Source organism: Corynebacterium sp. (assembly GCF_030826625.1).
In the GTDB taxonomy this organism is placed as follows: domain Bacteria; phylum Actinomycetota; class Actinomycetes; order Mycobacteriales; family Mycobacteriaceae; genus Corynebacterium.
Genome location: NZ_JAPJNQ010000049.1, coordinates 1 through 17,575, shown reverse-complemented (window position 1 = coordinate 17,575; position 17,575 = coordinate 1). Strand labels below are relative to the sequence as shown.

12 protein-coding genes are annotated in these 17,575 nt (G+C 55.2%); 6 read left to right on the top strand and 6 right to left on the bottom strand.

Translation table 11 applies throughout. The annotated features are described in order from the left end of the window. Window positions 1-151: 151 nt before the first annotated feature. Window positions 152-595, bottom strand: coding sequence for a DUF3052 domain-containing protein (locus RCH87_RS07240; RefSeq protein WP_018120400.1), 444 nt, complete (start codon window positions 593-595; stop codon window positions 152-154). Between the two features lie 291 nt (window positions 596-886). Here RCH87_RS07240 and aceE point away from each other — a divergent pair, with 291 nt between their 5' ends. Both aceE and RCH87_RS07230 read left to right on the top strand, forming a co-directional pair. Next, window positions 887-3,658 (top strand): pyruvate dehydrogenase (acetyl-transferring), homodimeric type, encoded by a 2,772-nt coding sequence (gene aceE, locus RCH87_RS07235; RefSeq protein ID WP_306516043.1) that lies wholly within the window; start codon window positions 887-889, stop codon window positions 3,656-3,658. Between the two features lie 302 nt (window positions 3,659-3,960). Then, the gene (locus tag RCH87_RS07230; protein ID WP_306516042.1) at window positions 3,961-4,557 is read left to right on the top strand and encodes a hypothetical protein; all 597 of its coding nucleotides are present in this window, start codon (window positions 3,961-3,963) and stop codon (window positions 4,555-4,557) included. A 214-nt stretch (window positions 4,558-4,771) separates the two neighbouring features. On the opposite strand, the gene RCH87_RS07225 is transcribed toward RCH87_RS07230, so the two are convergent. Then, complete coding sequence (locus RCH87_RS07225; RefSeq protein WP_306516041.1) at window positions 4,772-8,131, bottom strand: SpaA isopeptide-forming pilin-related protein; 3,360 nt, start codon at window positions 8,129-8,131, stop codon at window positions 4,772-4,774. Between the two features lie 350 nt (window positions 8,132-8,481). Between RCH87_RS07225 and RCH87_RS07220 the strand changes: the two genes are divergently transcribed. Together RCH87_RS07220 and RCH87_RS07215 are read left to right on the top strand one after the other, a co-directional pair. Continuing rightward, window positions 8,482-8,748: an acyl carrier protein gene (locus RCH87_RS07220; RefSeq protein ID WP_306516040.1), complete on the top strand. Its 267-nt coding sequence runs from the start codon at window positions 8,482-8,484 to the stop codon at window positions 8,746-8,748. A gap of 433 nt (window positions 8,749-9,181) precedes the next feature. Then, window positions 9,182-10,111, top strand: a complete 930-nt coding sequence (locus RCH87_RS07215) for a PHB depolymerase family esterase (RefSeq protein ID WP_306516039.1) — start codon at window positions 9,182-9,184, stop codon at window positions 10,109-10,111. Here the strand turns inward: RCH87_RS07215 and RCH87_RS07210 are convergent. The 3 genes from RCH87_RS07210 to RCH87_RS07200 form a co-directional block, all read right to left on the bottom strand. Continuing rightward, window positions 10,108-10,938: a serine hydrolase domain-containing protein gene (locus RCH87_RS07210; RefSeq protein ID WP_373690945.1), complete on the bottom strand. Its 831-nt coding sequence runs from the start codon at window positions 10,936-10,938 to the stop codon at window positions 10,108-10,110. The two genes, RCH87_RS07215 and RCH87_RS07210, sit on opposite strands and share 4 nt — an antisense overlap. 94 nt (window positions 10,939-11,032) lie before the next feature. Then, the gene (locus RCH87_RS07205) at window positions 11,033-11,854 is read right to left on the bottom strand and encodes an enoyl-CoA hydratase (protein ID WP_306516038.1); all 822 of its coding nucleotides are present in this window, start codon (window positions 11,852-11,854) and stop codon (window positions 11,033-11,035) included. A 104-nt stretch (window positions 11,855-11,958) separates the two neighbouring features. Continuing rightward, window positions 11,959-13,170 carry a bifunctional alpha/beta hydrolase/OsmC family protein gene (locus tag RCH87_RS07200; RefSeq protein WP_306516037.1) on the bottom strand — a complete coding sequence of 404 codons (1,212 nt, stop codon included), beginning with the start codon at window positions 13,168-13,170 and terminating at the stop codon, window positions 11,959-11,961. Between the two features lie 348 nt (window positions 13,171-13,518). Here RCH87_RS07200 and RCH87_RS07195 point away from each other — a divergent pair, with 348 nt between their 5' ends. Then, window positions 13,519-14,883, top strand: a complete 1,365-nt coding sequence (locus tag RCH87_RS07195; protein WP_306516036.1) for a CitMHS family transporter — start codon at window positions 13,519-13,521, stop codon at window positions 14,881-14,883. Between the two features lie 531 nt (window positions 14,884-15,414). Here the strand turns inward: RCH87_RS07195 and RCH87_RS07190 are convergent. Continuing rightward, window positions 15,415-16,587, bottom strand: a complete 1,173-nt coding sequence (locus RCH87_RS07190) for an AAA family ATPase (protein WP_306516035.1) — start codon at window positions 16,585-16,587, stop codon at window positions 15,415-15,417. 146 nt (window positions 16,588-16,733) lie between these two features. On the opposite strand from RCH87_RS07190, the gene RCH87_RS07185 reads away from it, so the two are divergent. Continuing rightward, window positions 16,734-17,575 (top strand): glutamate-cysteine ligase family protein (locus RCH87_RS07185; RefSeq protein ID WP_306516034.1); only part of this gene is annotated, 842 nt, incomplete at its 3' end.

Below are 17,575 nucleotides of genomic sequence, written 5' to 3'. Positions count from 1 at the left end.
AACCCCCGACCTACTGGGTGTAAACCAGTTGCTCTTCCAGCTGAGCTAAAGCCGCTTTCCCTCTGTGCGAGGTACTAGTATACCATAACATGATCATCATAAACTTTGGCAAATCGCCAGCGTAATGGCCATTTTATGGAGTTATATAAACTTAAACAGCAGCGCCTTTGGACTTGGTATAGCCACGGCCCACCAAGCAGGAAGCCTGCCAATCACCGAAGCGATCAGCCTTCGTCTGCACCATTCCAGCCAGCTGGGCAGATTCAGAGATCACACCAGGTTCCACAGTGCCCGGCTTCTGCGCACCAGGGGTGAGCAACCAGATGCAGCCGCCGTCGGCAAGCGGAGTGATCGAGTCCACCAAACCGTCGACAAGGTCCCCGTCTTCTTCCCGCCACCACAGCAGGACGACGTCGCAAAGCTCATCGGTATCTGCATCCAACAGCTCTTCGCCAATCACGTCCTCAATGGCTTCGGAAATGCTGCTATCGCAGTCTTCGTCCCAACCAACTTCCTGCACCACCATGCCTTTTTCGATGCCAAGGCGCTGTGCAAGGTCCTGGGTGCGCTCCTCGCCACCCGGAGTGTCTACCACTGTGTTAATCCTTCCTGATGTTTCTCGAATACAGCTCGATAACAGCCGTATAACTGCTTTAAGCCACACCCTACAACGATTGGCACCGAAAATGTGAGATACGCGTGGTTGATGCGCCAGATATACTTTGCACTGTTCAACTAACGCCGGGGGCGGGTAGCATAGAGAACCACATGCCCACGCGCTTGCGCACTGCACACCGGGGTAGCTCCAGAGCCACTGGAAAGACCCCAGTTTTGGCGGTGACAGCGCGCCTTATTGGTGCCAACCATCTGTGCAAGGAGAACAACAATGGCGGATCATTCCGACAACTCTGCAAACAACAAAAACCCCGCGCAGGATTTCGGCAGCGACGAATCCAACCACCCACTGATTCGGGACGGCGTCGCCTCCTACCTGAATGACCAGGATCCGGAAGAAACCCGGGAATGGATGGACTCGCTCGACGGTCTGCTGGAAAACGCCTCCTCTGACCGTGCGCGCTACCTGATGCTGCGTTTGCTGGAGCGCGCCTCTGCCAAGCGCGTGCCACTGCCATCGTTGACTTCGACGGACTTCGTCAACACCATCCCCACCGACCAGGAACCAGAATTCCCTGGCGACGAGGAAATTGAGAAGCGCTACCGCCGTTGGATGCGCTGGAACGCCGCGGTGATGGTGCACCGTGCACAGCGCGAAGGCATCGGCGTCGGTGGCCACATCTCCACCTACGCCGGCGCTGCCCCACTCTATGAGGTCGGCTACAACCACTTCTTCAAGGGCAAGGACCACCCATCCGGTGGCGACCAGGTCTTCTTCCAGGGCCACGCTTCGCCGGGCATGTACGCCCGCGCCTTCTTGGAAGGCCGCTTGGATGAAGAAGACCTCGACGGATTCCGCCAAGAAGTTTCCCGTGGCCCGAACAACGGCCTGCCTTCCTACCCACACCCGAAGGGCATGGACTGGTTCTGGGAATTCCCAACCGTGTCCATGGGCCTGGGCCCAATGAACGCTATTTACCAGGCACGCTTTAACAAGTACCTGGAAAACCGCGGCATCAAAGACACCTCTGATCAGCACGTCTGGGCATTCCTTGGCGACGGTGAGATGGACGAGGCCGAATCCCGTGGTCTGGTACACTTCGCCGCCCTGAACGGCCTGGACAACCTGACTTTCATCGTCAACTGCAACCTGCAGCGCCTCGACGGCCCAGTGCGCGGTAACTCCCAGATCATCCAAGAGCTCGAGTCCTTCTTCCTGGGCTCCGGCTGGGACGTCATCAAGATCGTCTGGGGCCGCGAATGGGACAAGCTCTTCGCCGCTGACAAAGACGGCGCGTTGGTCAACATCATGAACAACACCGCCGACGGCGACTACCAGACCTTCAAGGCCAACGACGGCGCCTACGTGCGTGAGCACTTCTTCGGCCGCGACGAGCGCACCGCCAAGCTGGTTGAAGACATGTCTGACGACGAAATCTGGGCTTTGCGCCGCGGTGGCCACGACTACCGCAAGATCTACGCCGCATACAAGCGCGCCACCGAGAAGAAGGACGGCCGCCCAACCGCCATCCTGGCACTGACCATCAAGGGGTACGGCTTGGGCCACAACTTCGAGGGCCGCAACGCGACCCACCAGATGAAGAAGATCGGCCTGGACGATCTGAAGCTGTTCCGCGACAAGCAGGGCATCCCGTTCACCGACGAGCAGCTGGAGAAGGATCCAGCCCTGCCGCCGTACTATCACCCAGGCAAAGACGCCGATGAGATCAAGTACATGCTGGAGCGTCGTAAAGAACTCGGTGGCTACCTGCCGGAGCGTCGCACGAAGTATTCGCCGATCGAGGTGCCACCGCTGGACAAGCTGCGCAGCGTGCGCAAGGGTTCCGGCAAGAACCAAGTCGCTACCACCATGGCGCTGGTGCGTACCTTCAAAGAGCTGATGCGCGATAAGGAACTGGGCAAGCGCTTGGTTCCGATCATCCCGGACGAGGCCCGCACCTTCGGTATGGACTCCTGGTTCCCAACGCTGAAGATCTACAACCCACACGGCCAGAACTACGTGCCGGTGGACCACAACCTGATGCTGTCCTACACCGAGGCCAAGGACGGCCAGATGCTGCACGAAGGCATCAACGAAGCCGGTTCCGTGGCATCGTTCACCGCAGCTGGCACCTCGTACGCCACCCACGGCGAGCCAATGATCCCGCTGTACATCTTCTACTCGATGTTCGGCTTCCAGCGCACCGGCGACGGCATCTGGGCCGCTGGCGACCAAATGGCCCGCGGCTTCCTGGTCGGTGCCACCGCAGGGCGTACCACCCTGACCGGTGAAGGCCTGCAGCACATGGACGGTCACTCACCAATGCTGGCTGCCACTAACCCAGCTGTGGTGACCTACGATCCAGCCTTCGCCTACGAGATCGCTCACCTGATCCACCGCGGTATCGACCGCATGTACGGCCCAGAAGGCGGCGAGGATGTCATCTACTACCTCACCGTCTACAACGAGCCAATGGATCAGCCTGCCGAGCCAGAAAACCTGGACGTCGAAGGCCTGCACCGCGGCATCTACCACTACAACACGGCAGAATCCGGCTCGATTCCGGCGAACATTCTGGCTTCTGGCGTGGGCATGGTTGAGGCTTTGCGCGCACAGAAGATCCTTGCCGAAGAGTTCGACGTCAAGGCGTCGGTATTCTCCGTAACCTCCTGGATCGAGCTGGCCCGCGAAGCTGCCGCACGCAACAAGGAAGCGCTGCAGCAGGGCAAGATCAACCCAGAAAAGCCATTCGTGACCAAGCAGTTGGAAGGCTTCGATGGCCCATTCGTTGGTGTTTCCGACTTCGGCACCGACCTGCAGAAGAAGCTGCGCCCATACGTGCCAGGCACCTACACTGCACTGGGTGCCGACGGCTTCGGCTTCTCCGATACCCGTGAGGCCGCACGCCGCTACTTCAACATCGACGCCGAATCCATCGTCGTCGCTACCCTGTTGAACCTGGCCAAGGAAGGCACCGTGGACGAAGAGGTTGCCGAAAAGGCAGCCAAGAAGTTCCACTTGGATGATCCGACCAAGGCCTAAGCAGTAGCTAGCTAGTTCTTGCTGGCTAGTTGGCTGGTTGGTCGGCTAGGCTAGCCGTCCCCCGGCTGGAGGCTTTCGCGTTATTCACCGCGTAGAGTCCTCTCGCCGGGGTTTAGTCATGTAGATCTCCGGCCAAAGTGCCAAGAGCTCAACCTGACTACCCGATCCGCGCGGGATTATGAGCCCGCTCGGGACTATAACGAGAGTCTGTCTTGTCTTTGCCCATGAAACGTCGTTGCACCCCGTAATATAAAACAAGGTATTTTGCCCAGATAGCTTCACGAATTGGATTGGTGAGAATAATGTCGAGCCCTTCATCGCAGCAGCGCCAACAACTGCAAGATGAACTCACCCGCGCGGTCGGCACGGGGCGCATCAACATCAAGCAATTCGATTATTTGATGGGCATTGTGTGGTCCAGCGATTCGATGGATGTGCTGCAATCGATCCGACGGGATTATCTGGGGCAGGTTGCACAGCCGTATCAGCATGCTAGCGCTGCTGTTAGGCCTGATCCTGGCAAGTTGTCTTCTCCGGTGCCATTGAAGACAACCCTGGGCACGATAGATCTAAACGGGAATTGGCGGGTCCCTGCACGCCAGGAGTTTGTTGTAAATGCAGGCACTCTCCGTATTGATCTCCGTCAGGCGCGTGCAGACTCCCTAATTACGGAATTCAACATTACGGGCAGAATGGCGACGATACGTATTCTCGCTCCCGCGGGGGTTGCATTCGAAAACCGTATGACGAACAATATTGCTTCAACATTCGATATTGACAACACCGACCCAAACCCGAATGCCCCGCGCGTAATTCTCACCGGGACGATCTCAGGGTCATCGGTAAGAATTCGTCGAGTTAGTGGGCAGGAGAATTGGCTGAACCGTTTACTGAAGTAATGGGCTGACTAGGATCACGTCAGCCAGTTAATTCAGCGGCAGCTTACTGCAAGTTGTCTGTAATCGTCTGCTATTTTCCCTGGCATATTCGCTAGGCTCCAGGACATCGATAGCACCAACCCACAATTGCAATGTGCAAGGGCCCTATGCTGACGATCAATGGATCGATAGCATAGTGCCCTACTGTCTGGCTCAGCTCAAAATGATTGCTGTTTTATCCTTTTGCGCGCCGCGTAAGCATGATGCCGACCAGTAGCACCGCAGCTCCAATTGCCAACGCCCCATAAAGCCCCGGCCCTCCAGTTCGTGGGAGTACAGGTTTAGCGATGTTAGCGACCTGCATGGTTAGTTGATTCGCCTCAGTTCCTTGGGTGACGGTCACTTCCGGATATTGTGCAGCTCCGCCGACTAATTGCAATTGCTGCACACCGGTTCCAGTTCCGACTAGATCGAAAGTGATCGGCCGAGATAACAGTTGGTAGCCGCTTGGAGCCTGGGTCTCGACAAGTTCATACCGCTTGCCTAATTCAAGATCCTTGATGTCCATGTTCCCGCCCTCCAGTTTGCTAACCAGTGAACGCTCGGATCCTGAGACCTTATACAGCTCAAACTTGGAGCCATCCAACGGCTTTGCATCATCTCCGAAACTGACTTTCTTCACAGTCAACGAGAGCTTTGCTACTCGGGCATTGACGACGCTACAGTTCACGATAGCGCTAGCTGGCACGGCAACTGTAAAACCTGGCTTCGCCGCGTCATCAACGTTTTCTACTGGAGCATCTTCGGTTTTCCACTTATTATTTTTTCCATCAAAAACCGTAGCGGTACACGTAGCGTTTTTGTTCTCTGCGTAAGGCTTCAACACGAAACCTGGTTGCTGCTGTTCCACGACCTTTACCCGCTGAGCCGTCTGTAACGTTTGATTCTTCTGATTGAGCTTCCGCCCAAAATTACCTTGATCGTTGGTTGTATCGGTTACTTGATTCGCAAGTACTTTCCCGTCCGTGCTGTTAACAATGCGGTTCTTCCCGTCTACGGTCGAAGTCTCAAACATCCAATCTTGTCCTGGGGAAACCTGCTTGTTTTCGCCCCGGATCAACTTCGTGACGTTAATCGAACCAAAACAATTCTTCAGTACAAGCTCTCTCAGGCTATCTTCCAGTTTGCTGAACTTATCAACCAACGTGACAGCGTCCGGGCTGGAAATATCCGCGGCAATACTTTCGGTCTTACGGATGCCAGCACGCCATATCTTCGGCTGGTTTGTAATCTCGAAATGCCGCCTACCAAGATCAGGCTTATCCGCCATCATGATCTGGCCACCGATCTCGATCATGTCACGTACAGAATCAGAAGGAATGTTCTGGTCCTTTCCTTTCTGCGGGTCGACATAACTCGGATAACCATAATCACGATATTTTTGCCACTTCTCGGGTTTCCCAGCAACACGGTTCAGATTGAAGAATCCATCGTTGAGGATGTGCTCGGTGATCGGTTCAATACCCACCATGACAGTTTCAATGCGAGCCCCATGAGCCTTGAGCTCATTTGCTGCTTCTACAGCTAATGAAAGATCGCTCTTATTAATCTGGTTTCCGTTGTCGAAGCCTTCACCAGGGTAATCAGTATTGTTAGTAGTAGGAAGCCCATCGGTGATGAAGTAAACAACATCGAACTCACCATTCGGCACCTGCTTTAACCCTGCTTGATAGTTTGTACCGCCGTGTTCACTTCGCTTGAACGTCGTATTAAACCCATCCAGAGCAGTACGAAGTTTCTTCACACCTTCTTCATCATTCAAGCTTTGTTTATCTGCATGTATATCCTTCACACGCCTAGCTGGTGAAGCGAAATTGTAGATAGCCATGTGGCTACCTGTACCCTCCAAGGCATTAATAATGCTGAGACCTGCGGCACGGCTGGCCTTGGGCCCTTGCGGATGCTGGAGTAAGGAATCAGAGGTGTCAAAAACAAGAGCAACGTTGACACCACAACGCTGCGGCAACGCAGGATTCTCTGCTGTTTCAGGAAGCCAAGCTAGGTCTCCTCTCTGGGTTTCTGCAGCTTCGAGATTAATCTTTGGCCAGGTTCGGTCGAACCACTCCGGGCCTTCCCTCCATAAATCAATATTGCAGCCATCAAATGAACCTAATAAGGGAATCTGCGCCTGAACATGATAATCATTGCGATTGGCATGATTTTGGATGTTTGTCAATGAAAAATACACGCTGTTGCCGCTGACAGAAACAGAATAATCGTTGTCCTTGCTCAACGTTTTCCAGCCACCCTTATCGGATCCAAAACGCAGTAGCATACGCGGGTCAGTAACTTTTACCCGGCTAGCTAGATGTTGACTCCCTTGAATTTTTACCTCTACGACCTCTGTACCGCCCTGCCGTAGTACCTTTAAATCATTTCCCCATTTGGAAGTAGCAGTGACCACTTCGCCTGATTTTGTACAGGTGTCTGCAGTGCGCGGATAATCCAGCAAGTCAAAATTGACTGGGCTCGTCGGATTAAATTGTGCCGGGTCTTCAGGTGACGAGGACTGCTTCCGGTAGAGCTGAATACTACAGTTCACTCGACCGCGACCAGTATACGGCAACTCGACTTCTACGTCGTAAGATTCTTGCGTGCTTGGCGCACGCATATGAGTACGAGTTAACTCAAAATAGACGGAATTATTATGGCGCCAAACTGAATAATCCACATCTTTTTGCAGCTTAATTCGCCCCCATCCCCATCTCGGGTCAGACCCAAAATAAAGCTCGACAGGAGACGAATTAAGATCCACATTCCCGCCAGCTGGCAGCTTGACCTCGATAAGGTCAACAGCTTCGTGTGTTCCGGGTTCCCACCATCTTTTAACTTTCAAGGTATTTCTTGATTTCTCACACTTATTATGTCGTTCTCTTTTATCTAGCACCGGAATTTCATCATATTGTGCACGCGAAAAAGGATCTCCCTGAGCTACAGCAGCCCTGTCCAATGCACTGGGATCCAAGACTGCCGCACGAGACCGCAGGTCCACACGCCCAGCGCCATCTTCTTGCACAGGCGCCCCATCACCAGCAGACAGAGCTTCGGAATCCGAGCCCGGCACTTCTTCCATCACGGCGCGGTAAGATTCTACAGGCGGAAGAACCTCTTCCCCCTTCGACCACTGAACAAGAATTTCCGTGCCCGGCTGCAGATCAATTTCGGCATCTGCTTCAATTGTGAGCCGATCAACCGTTGCCTGCACCCGATCCACAGGGTAAACAACGCCGGCAATCGTCAAGCTATTTACCAACGGTGCATCGGACACACCAAAACCTGACTCCGCTGTAATCTGTACACGGCCCATTCTAGTTGGTGCCAGCGCCGCCAAGGTCATAGCAACATTTTCGTCCTTGGATCCGGTTACGCTGACATCGGTAATAGCCACTAATTCTTGCGGGGATATTTGTGCAGATGCAGTCGGATTATGCATTCCTGGCTCATCGGACTGTGCTAACGAGGGAATAACCCCCGAAATCAACATCAGGATAAGGGCAGCAATAATGCCTCTTTGCGCTATGCGGCTCAACGTCATGGACTCTTTCTATTCCTCATCGGTGGCTAATTATTCGCCGCATTAATTACGCATCACTTTAAATAGAAATCATCGCACGCGAATTAACCCCGGGCAGGCATACCTACCTCAGGGGACACAGCGCGAGCGATATTATCTACATTCGAGGGCATACCCCGGTGCTTTGCAAAATGTTATCGTGCGTCGACTTTTTGTATCCCTCAATAATTATTGACGGTTTTAATATCGTTTTACTATATAATACCTACGCGATTTTTAAGGCCCCCAACAGCTGAAATGTGACCAAGTCCCGATATACAGGTTCGCACTCCCCAAACCATTCAGCGCCATATATGACCTAGACTGGCAGCATGGATCTCGCCGATAAGCTCGACACCTTTACCCGCCTGGTTCCCCTGCTCGATGAAGCCAGCGCGGCAGACACTGATGACATCACCCGTGACGCCAAGCTGCGTGACCTCGCGATTGATTCTTTGTCGATGATCGAGCTTGTCGTCAAGATTGAAGACGAATTCAAAGTGCGGCTCGACGAAAACATCGTGCAGAACTGGAACACCGTCTCCGATGTCATTGCCTATATTGACGAGCACGGCGAAAAAGCAAAACTAACAAAATAAGTTTTCGGGGCTCGCGAGCAAACCTAGCGAGCCAGCACTGTCGGTTCGGCCCCAAAGAGCACCTTAAGGCGCTACCTTGACGGCTGCGCGCCTGTGGCAATAGGGCACTCGACCGCGACTTCCCCATCGCAGCGAGCACCCTACGCCAGCGCGCACCAGCCGCTCACTAAGCGAGCATCGTCTTCCCCAACGTGCCCACCCTCGCTTGCGCCACAAATGATTCAACTACCCCACCAGTCACACCAGCAACCCTCAAGCCGCCATTGAACCCCCCGTTTTCTGAAGTGCTGCTTGAAGGTTTTTCCATCGGCGCAGTTCAGAAACTTACATCACTGTAATCCCACTAGTTAACATTCACACCTTACGTGGGTAGTGAACTTCAGGGAATTTTCGGGCTGGTATCTGATCAGAACATAACGTAGGCTACGGTTTCATGAAATCATCCTTCCGCGCTCTCGGCGCCGCTGTCACTGCTGGCACCCTCGGCGGGCTGCTGGCCATTTCGGCACCTGCTAGCCACGCACAATCGACTGCAGACCCAATGGCCGCACTGTCGTCGGCCATCGCAGGCACCCCCACCGCGACGCGCACCATTGACGTCAACGGAATTTCGCGTGATTTCATCGTCGACGTCCCAGCAAACTACGACCCGAACCGGGCCTACCCCGTGGTTCTGGGCTATTCCGGCGCCTGGGATACTGCGGACTCATTCCGCGGCCGCTCCTACCTCAACAAAGCCGTGGGCAATGACGCAATCGTGGCCTACCCGCAGGGCGTCGTCGACAAGCTGAAGAATAAGCCGGCCTGGGCCGGGCCAAAATATGCAAGCCAAACCATTGACGATGACGTCGCATTCGCCCGCGCGCTCGTCGCCGATTTGGCAGCACAGTACAACGTGGACACTAACCGTATTTACGCCACCGGCCTATCCAACGGCGGCGGCGCGGCACTGAGCCTAGCCTGCCACGCACCGGATCTTGTCGACGGAGTGGCTAGCTCTGCCGGTGCCTACTACGACGCGACAGTCTCTAACTGCGTACCCGACGCCGCCGTGCCAACGCTGATCATGCACCACAAAGACGATCACGTCATCAACATCAACGGTGGCGCCAACGACCACGGCGGGCACTACAAGGCCGCGCGCCAAGTTTTCGATGAATTCGCCACCCGCAACGGCTGCGCGCCAGGTGGAAACACCAACAACTGGATCGTCGGTGCGCACACCGTCTCCGGAAGCAACTGCCAGGCCAGCACCGAATTCGCCACCATCGTCAGCCCGCAGGTGAACAACGGACACACCTGGTTCAAGGCCGTCCCCTCGGCAAACCTGCTGTCCTGGGAGTTTTTCCAGAACCAGGCTTAAGCAGTAAGTTCTTTCCAGATCGCGTCGTTCGTTTCCGCCCACAACGGCTTGGCCCACTCGCCAAAGTCTTTATCGGTGAGAGCGAGCAACGCGATTTTTTCGTCTGGCAGCAACCACATATAAGAGCCATACATGCCAAAATGCCCGACGGCATTGTCTGGCAAGGTCGAGCCCATCCAGTGCGGATCCTTCGTGCCATGAATTTCAAAGCCCAGCCCCCACAAACATGGTTTCTGCATGCCATAGCCGGGAACAATTCCACGCAAATCCGCAAACTGCGGCGTCAGCATCTCTTTTACCGTCGACGGGTCCAGCAAACTCGGCTCCAGCACTTCCAGGGCAAATCGGGCCAAGTCAGCCGCGGTGGTCTCCAACGCGTAACCAGACGAACCTTTCAACACAGTGTTGTTCATACCTAACGGTTCGAACAGCCCTAACTTAAGGTATTCGGCAAAATCCATGCCGGCCTCGTCCTCGAGCTTTTCCTGCAGCACCTCGAAGCCCGCCGACGAATAAATGCGACGGTCCTCCGGGGCGCGGTCCGGGTTTTCTGCATCTTTCCCGATCCCACTGGCATGTGCGAGCAAGTGCCGCACGGTCGAACCCTCAGGACCAACTGGCGTATCCCAGGCAAACACGCCTTCTTCAACGGCCATGGCAAAGCCATACGCGGCCACCGGTTTAGTTACGGAGGCCACTGCGAAAACGTGCTCGTCGTCGCCCAGGGTGTGGGCGAGTTCGCCGTCCCGAATCAGCGCGGCAGCCACATTTTCAACTGGCCAGTCAGCGATTTTTTCGAAAGATGTCAGTGGTTCATGGTTTGTCATGCTCACCAGTGTAAAGGCCGAAAGGCCCTTCGGTAAGCGGCGATGCTCATGTCCCGACACTGTCCTGGCACCCCGAATGCGTATTGCACGAGGTTTAGCGGTGCTTGAACTCCGGATCGCGCTTGTTGGCGAAGGCGTCCATTCCTTCTTTTTGATCTTCCGAAGCAAAAGCAGAATGGAACAAACGCCGTTCCTGCAGCAGCCCCTGACGCAGGGTGGTTTCATATGCTGCATCAACGGCTTCTGTCACCATCGTTGTGGCCACCAGCGACTTATTCGCAATGGTCTCGGCAACGGACACGGCTTCGTCGACAAGCTTGTCTGCCTCGACAACGCGGGCAACCAAACCCGAGCGCTCTGCTTCATCTGCGTCCATCATGCGGCCAGTCAGGCACATTTCCATCGCCTTCGCCTTGCCGACGGCGCGGGTCAACCGTTGCGTACCACCCATGCCTGGCAGGACACCCAGGTTGATTTCTGGCTGGCCGAATTTTGCCTTGTCCCCGGCGATAATGAAATCGCACATCATGGCCAGCTCGCAGCCACCACCCAAGGCATAACCATTCACGGCCGCGATCAACGGTGTGCGCACCTTCGTCAGCTGCTCCCATTCGGAAAACCAATCCGACATGTACATGTCAGTGGCAGATTTGTTCGCCATTTCTTTGATATCAGCGCCGGCTGCGAAGGCTTTTTCGGATCCGGTGAGCACGATGCAACCGATGCCGTCGTCGCCGTCGAACGCTTGTGCTGCGGAAATGATCTCGAGCATGAGCTGCTGATTCAAAGCGTTCAGTGCTTTCGGGCGGTCCAGCGTAATGATGCCTACTCGGCCGCGGGTCTCCGTCTGAATGGTCTCAAAGTTGTTGCTTGCAGTGATGTCGTTATGTGCAGTGGAATCGTTGTTTGTAGCCATGAGGATCTCCTCCTTGTGAAACGTGATCGTGCGTGTAACTAGCTTGAGCCACGCATCTGTATGCCAGGTTAGCTAGCTTTTCAATATGGCTCTGCCGTTGAAGGCTACTCGCTGGTTTCCGTCGCAATATGGATCTCACCATGCAACGTCTTGTGCACTGGGCATTTCTCGGAAATTGCAGTCAGCTTCTCCTGCTGCTCATCGCTCAGCGCAGGGTCGAAATGCAGCACGCGGGTAAACGTCGTCACGCCTTGCTTGTCGCGCTCGTGGGTCACGGTGACTTTAGTATCACCCATGTCCCACTTCTTGCGGCGAGCATACATGCCCATCGTCATCGCGGTGCACGTAGCCAGCGACGCTTGCAACATGTCATACGGGTTCGGGCCAGTGTTTTTCGCGCCCGGCACACTCGTCGGCTCGTCTGCGATCCAACGATGATTTCCGGCGCGAAGCTCGGTGGCGAAATCACCATCCCCAGTCAATCGTGCTTCAACAACGCCTTCTTCGGTATAACGGCATCGCTCGTCAGCGCAATCGTCGCCATCAACGTCGGCGACCTCCGGCAGGTATGGCGCTGCCCAGCCAACCAACATCTGCGCGGCATGCTGGGCCTGTTTGTTGCGGTGCAGCAAGTGGTCCACACCATCGAGCATGATGAACGACTTCACGGTGCGTGCCGCGCGATAAATCCCCTGCGCATTGTGAATATCCACCAACTCATCCGCATTCGAATGCATGATCAGCAACGGCACATCGATCGCGGCGATGCGTTCTTTTTGGTTGAACCCGCGCAGGTCGTCGACAAGCCCCTGCCCCACGCACACCGTCTTGCCGCCGATCTTTACCGAGGCCGAACCATCCTCGGCGATCTCATCAAGCGCGCCCGCAAACAGCCCGGTGACGTGCTCCGGATCGTATGGCGCGGCGATGGTGACCACCGCACGCAACGAATCAATATCAGCTGCGGCAGCCAACACCGCCGCACCACCGAGCGAATGACCAATCAGCAACTGCGGGGCCTGGTAGTTTTCCTCCAACCACTCGGCGGCGGCAACGATGTCCTGGGCGTCGCCCGAGAACGTAGAATCCTCGAAATTGCCTTCGGAATGCCCCAGACCCTCGAAATCAATCCGCAACACCGCAATGCCATCTTTGACCAGCTGTTTGGCAATGCGTGAGGTAGCCGGGGAATCCTTCGAGCAGGTAAAACAGTGCGCCAGCACGGCATAAGCGCGCGGGTTGGCGGGGCTATCCAGCCGCGCCGCCAATTCGTTGCCACGGTGACCGTCGAAAGTGAGTTTTTGCCGTTGAGTCATAGCGCCAGACTACTCCGGTGCGACGACGATCTCGTGGTCTATCCCGTCACACCAAACTGATCCAACGCCAACGACGGCATCGACCCAGCTCTAGGCCTGCCCCCGGAAAGTGGACACGTCGGGGGCAGGCCCGCTCCACCCCTAGCTCCTGCCTATGACAAAGACCGGCCCTGGACTCCCACATCAAAGTGGGCAGCGGAACCGGTCATGTTGCCTTCATTCTGCTAAAGCATCACATGCACTGCAATAGATACGAATTCACTATCGATTTTAGTCTTGCGCAGCTGACATGAATCTTTCCTGTCCGTGAAATGTGATGTGAACTTCAGCCCCGCTAATCTGTTGCGTATGCAAACAGAACTCGGTTTAACCCTGATGGGTCTGCTCATTGTGGGTACCACCGTCGGCATTTTGATCCGCGGTAAAACACACCCTCTGATTCCTATGACACTAGTGCCGGTCATCGGCGCATTCATCACCGGCTATGGCTTGGAAGATCTCGCGACGTTTTTCGAAGAGGGCCTGAGCTCGGTGATGAAGGTCGTCGTGATGTTCATCTTCGCGATCATCTTCTTCGGCATCCTGCAAGACGTCGGGCTGTTCACTCCGATCATCCGCACGCTGATCAAAACCACACGCGGAAACGTGGTGGCTGTCGCCGTCGGCACGGGCCTGATTGGTGTGGTCGCGCACCTGGATGGTTCTGGTTCGACGACGTTCCTGTTAACGATTCCTGCGCTGCTGCCGCTGTACCAGGCGTTGCACATGTCGCGGTATGTGCTGCTGACGATCGTCGCACTGGCGGCGTCGGTGATGAACATGGTGCCCTGGGGTGGCCCGTTGGGTCGCGCGGGTGCGGTGATTTCGCAGGACACCAACACCGTATGGATGCATCTGATCCCGATGCAAGGCCTGGCGCTGGTTTTCGTCATTCTGGTCGCCTTTGCGCTGGGTGTGCGCGAAAAGCGACGGATTGCTGCGCTGCAGGCTGCCGGTAAGTTGCCCGCCACTGACGACGTCGACGTGAATGCTATTGCCGACGATTTCGAACAAAAACAGCGCGAAGAGCAAGAAAAGCAGGGCTACCAATTCCGCTCCGGCACCGTACCGACAGTATTAAATGTGGTCGTCGTGCTGGCTGCACTGGTGGTGTTGCTCGCTGGGCTGTTACCACCGGCGCCCACCTTCTTGATCGCCGCGACGCTGGCGCTCATCATCAATTTCACTTCGCAGAGCGAGCAGGCCAATGCGCTGAAACGCCATGCACCAAACGCGCTGTCGATGGCCGGAATCATTATCGCGGCCGCAATGTTCCTGGGTGTGCTGAACGAAACCGGCATGTTGGAAGCGATTGCACTGTCACTGATCAGTGTGCTGCCGGAAGCTGCCGGGCCGTACCTGCACGTAGCCGTCGGCATGCTGGGTGTGCCGTTGGACTTGCTGACGTCGACCGACGCTTATTATTTCTCTGTTCTGCCAATCGTGCAGGAAACCGTCGCCGCCTACGACATCTCCGGCTTAGGTGCCGCCAGCGCGCTGATTTTGGGCAACGTGATTGGCACCTTCGTTTCGCCATTCTCCCCTGCACTGTGGTTGGCGCTCGGCCTGGCGAACGCGCAGATGGGCCGCTACCTGAAGCTGGCCTTCCCGATCGCCTGGGTGTTCTCGATGATCATCGTCGGCATTGCCTTTGCTACGGGATTGCTGGCATAGGGGTGATTCCGGTATGTCTGCTGGTGTGGAAAGCTACCGCCGCGAATCTTCCAGTTCCTGTGAGTACCTGCTCATCTGGTAATTGATCCGTCCCCCGACTCGGCCGAAGGCGCGCTGAGTTCTGGTCGCTGACCTCAAGTGCATCTCGCGAGCTGCCTGCTCCACCCGCGGAGTTTGCAACGTGTGAATCTTCGTCACGTCGTCGAGAATTTTGCGGATCATCTTCATGCTTCATATCCTAATCTTCGTTTGCCGTTAGTTCAGTTCCGCACACCACAGTGCTTAATCATTACGCCGCATGCGTGGCCAAGAGGTTCCGCCACGATAACTAGCGAGAACTACGATGGGGCGCATGAACGGAATCGACGTACTTCTTGACTTCGCAGCCCGCCCGAAAGACGTGCTCACCGCGCTACCCGGCCTTAGTGCCGGGCTGCCCTGGCGCTTGACGACGCCATCGCGCACCTAGCGCAGGCCACTTATGTTGCCGGGATGCGGGTATAGCAACTGTTAACCTACTTTGGGCAGCTTTTATTCATCGGCGCCGATCAACTTGCGGATATAGTCCCCAAAACCAGGCGCCGTAAAAGACATCATGCCCCATCCTGTACTTTCTACTAAGCCTTTATCCATCAAACTCTGACGCTGCATGCTTAGCGCCGACGATGGTTTCCCAAGTTCTTGGGCAATACTCCCTCGCCTCACCGGCTCATCCCCACACTGCGCCATAGCGGCCATGATCTCCTGCTCGGACTCACTGGCTTTCATCCAGCGTGATCGATAAAACTGCTGCAATCGATTGTGGAAGATAGATTTTGCCTGCACTAACACCTCAGGAGAAATCACTCCACCTGGTTCTGGAAGGCCGGCAGCTTCCCACGAACACTCCCCAATTAATTGCAAAAAATATGGGTAGCCAGCGACACTATTAACAGCATCCAACAATGCCGATGGCGCCCATTTCACCCCCATTTTCTCAGCGGGCCGACGCAGAGCTTCCGCCGAGCTAGCCTCATCCAAGTTGGAGAGATTAATATAATTAAACCGTTCTCCAAAGCTCGCATATTCAGTGATCACATCTTGGCTGTGGCTCAGACCAGACATTAAACAAAACAGCGGCAATTCCGAACCTTCTGATTGTAGATGTTGCCAGGTATAAGCTAATGCACGGATGCTCGGGCCGTCGGCAAGCTGAATCTCGTCGACGAAAATGCCAAGTCCGGCACTTTTCTCAGCTCCTTGTAAGTCCTTACCCACAGCTACGAGAATCTCCTGCAATTGCCTACCAAGCGAATGCGAAGACGGCTCCGTATGTGCAGTTTTAGGCTCACCCGAGCCAGGACCAGAGACGTTTACTCCGGCAATGCTGACTTTGATGTTTTTAATCATGTCCCACAACGCAGTACTAACTTGTCGCACATGATTGTTCAAGACCTTTTCAATACCTGACACCAATTCGTCAATTACGACACCGTCGCCTGCTGTTACCCACACAGTTTCAAAGCTTTGGCTCTGGGCTGCCGATTGAATTGATCGCAGTAAAGATGTTTTCCCGACCCCGCGAGGGCCAACGTAAATCTGCAGTTGTCCTGCAAGTTTATTGGTACTGACAGATGTCAACATCAGCTGAGCACGGCGAAGCTGGTGCTCGCGCCCAACAAGATCACGAGCAATCGAACTTGGGGTATATGGACTTTCCTGCATGCCCCCACTTTATACTTATTTATAAATTGGCCGAAAGTATAAAGAAGTATAAAGTCGTCCCATTCCACCTCGCCCCCCACTCCGCCCGTCCTGGCACTGCATAAAAGTCGGAATCCCCAGCGCACGCAGGTCTATACTTGGCCAGCATGGGTGATGCAGTCAGTACCGAGTCTTATACGCCGCGCCAGCGCACGCGCTACCGCCAACGTTTGATCGACGATCTCGAGGTCTTCGACCGCCATTTGCAACAGGCCGAATTCATCGATCAGGGCACCATCGGGCTAGAGCTAGAGCTCAATCTCGTCGACAAGAATATGCAGCCCAAGACATGCAACGGCGACGTATTGGCTGCGCTTGACGACGAATACCAGTCGGAAATCGGCGCCTATAACGTGGAGATGAACCACCCTCCACTATCGATTTCTGGCACCGGCTTGCAAAAACTGGAAGACGGGCTGAACGATCGCCTAGACACCGTGCGCGTGGCTGCGAACGAAGCTGATGCGGAAGTCGCGATGATCGGCACCCTACCCAGCGTGACCACGGAGTTTCTAGAGGATCCAGCCTGGATGACCTCCGAGAACCGCTACAAGGCGCTATCGAATTCTGTGTTGGAATCACGTGGCGAGCTCGTCCATATTGAACTGGAAGGCCAGGAAAAATACCAGCACGGTTTTGAAGATATCGCACCGGAATCCACGTGCACATCGATCCAGCTACACCTGCAGGTTTCCCCGAACCATTTCGCGGCCGCGTGGAATGCCTCGCAAGCCATCGCGGGTGTGCAAACCGCGCTGAGCGCGAATTCCCCGCTTTTCGCCGGGCACAAACTCTGGCATGAGTCCCGCGTTCCTGTCTTCCAGCAATCCATCGATACCCGAACCCCAGAATTGGTGACGCAAGGTGTGCGCCCTCGTGTGTGGTTCGGTGAGCGATGGATAACCAGTGCGTTCGATCTGTTCGAAGAAAACGTGCGCTATTTCTCTCC

Bases quoted from the DNA above. Each gene is read 5' to 3' on its own strand.
- aceE (WP_306516043.1), top strand. From the start codon at position 887: ATGGCGGATCATTCCGACAACTCTGCAAACAACAAAAACCCCGCGCAG.
- RCH87_RS07230 (WP_306516042.1), top strand. From the start codon at position 3,961: ATGTCGAGCCCTTCATCGCAGCAGCGCCAACAACTGCAAGATGAACTC.
- RCH87_RS07225 (WP_306516041.1), bottom strand. From the start codon at position 8,131: ATGACGTTGAGCCGCATAGCGCAAAGAGGCATTATTGCTGCCCTTATC.
- RCH87_RS07220 (WP_306516040.1), top strand. From the start codon at position 8,482: ATGGATCTCGCCGATAAGCTCGACACCTTTACCCGCCTGGTTCCCCTG.
- RCH87_RS07215 (WP_306516039.1), top strand. From the start codon at position 9,182: ATGAAATCATCCTTCCGCGCTCTCGGCGCCGCTGTCACTGCTGGCACC.
- RCH87_RS07210 (WP_373690945.1), bottom strand. From the start codon at position 10,938: ATGACAAACCATGAACCACTGACATCTTTCGAAAAAATCGCTGACTGG.
- RCH87_RS07205 (WP_306516038.1), bottom strand. From the start codon at position 11,854: ATGGCTACAAACAACGATTCCACTGCACATAACGACATCACTGCAAGC.
- RCH87_RS07200 (WP_306516037.1), bottom strand. From the start codon at position 13,170: ATGACTCAACGGCAAAAACTCACTTTCGACGGTCACCGTGGCAACGAA.
- RCH87_RS07195 (WP_306516036.1), top strand. From the start codon at position 13,519: ATGCAAACAGAACTCGGTTTAACCCTGATGGGTCTGCTCATTGTGGGT.
- RCH87_RS07190 (WP_306516035.1), bottom strand. From the start codon at position 16,587: ATGCAGGAAAGTCCATATACCCCAAGTTCGATTGCTCGTGATCTTGTT.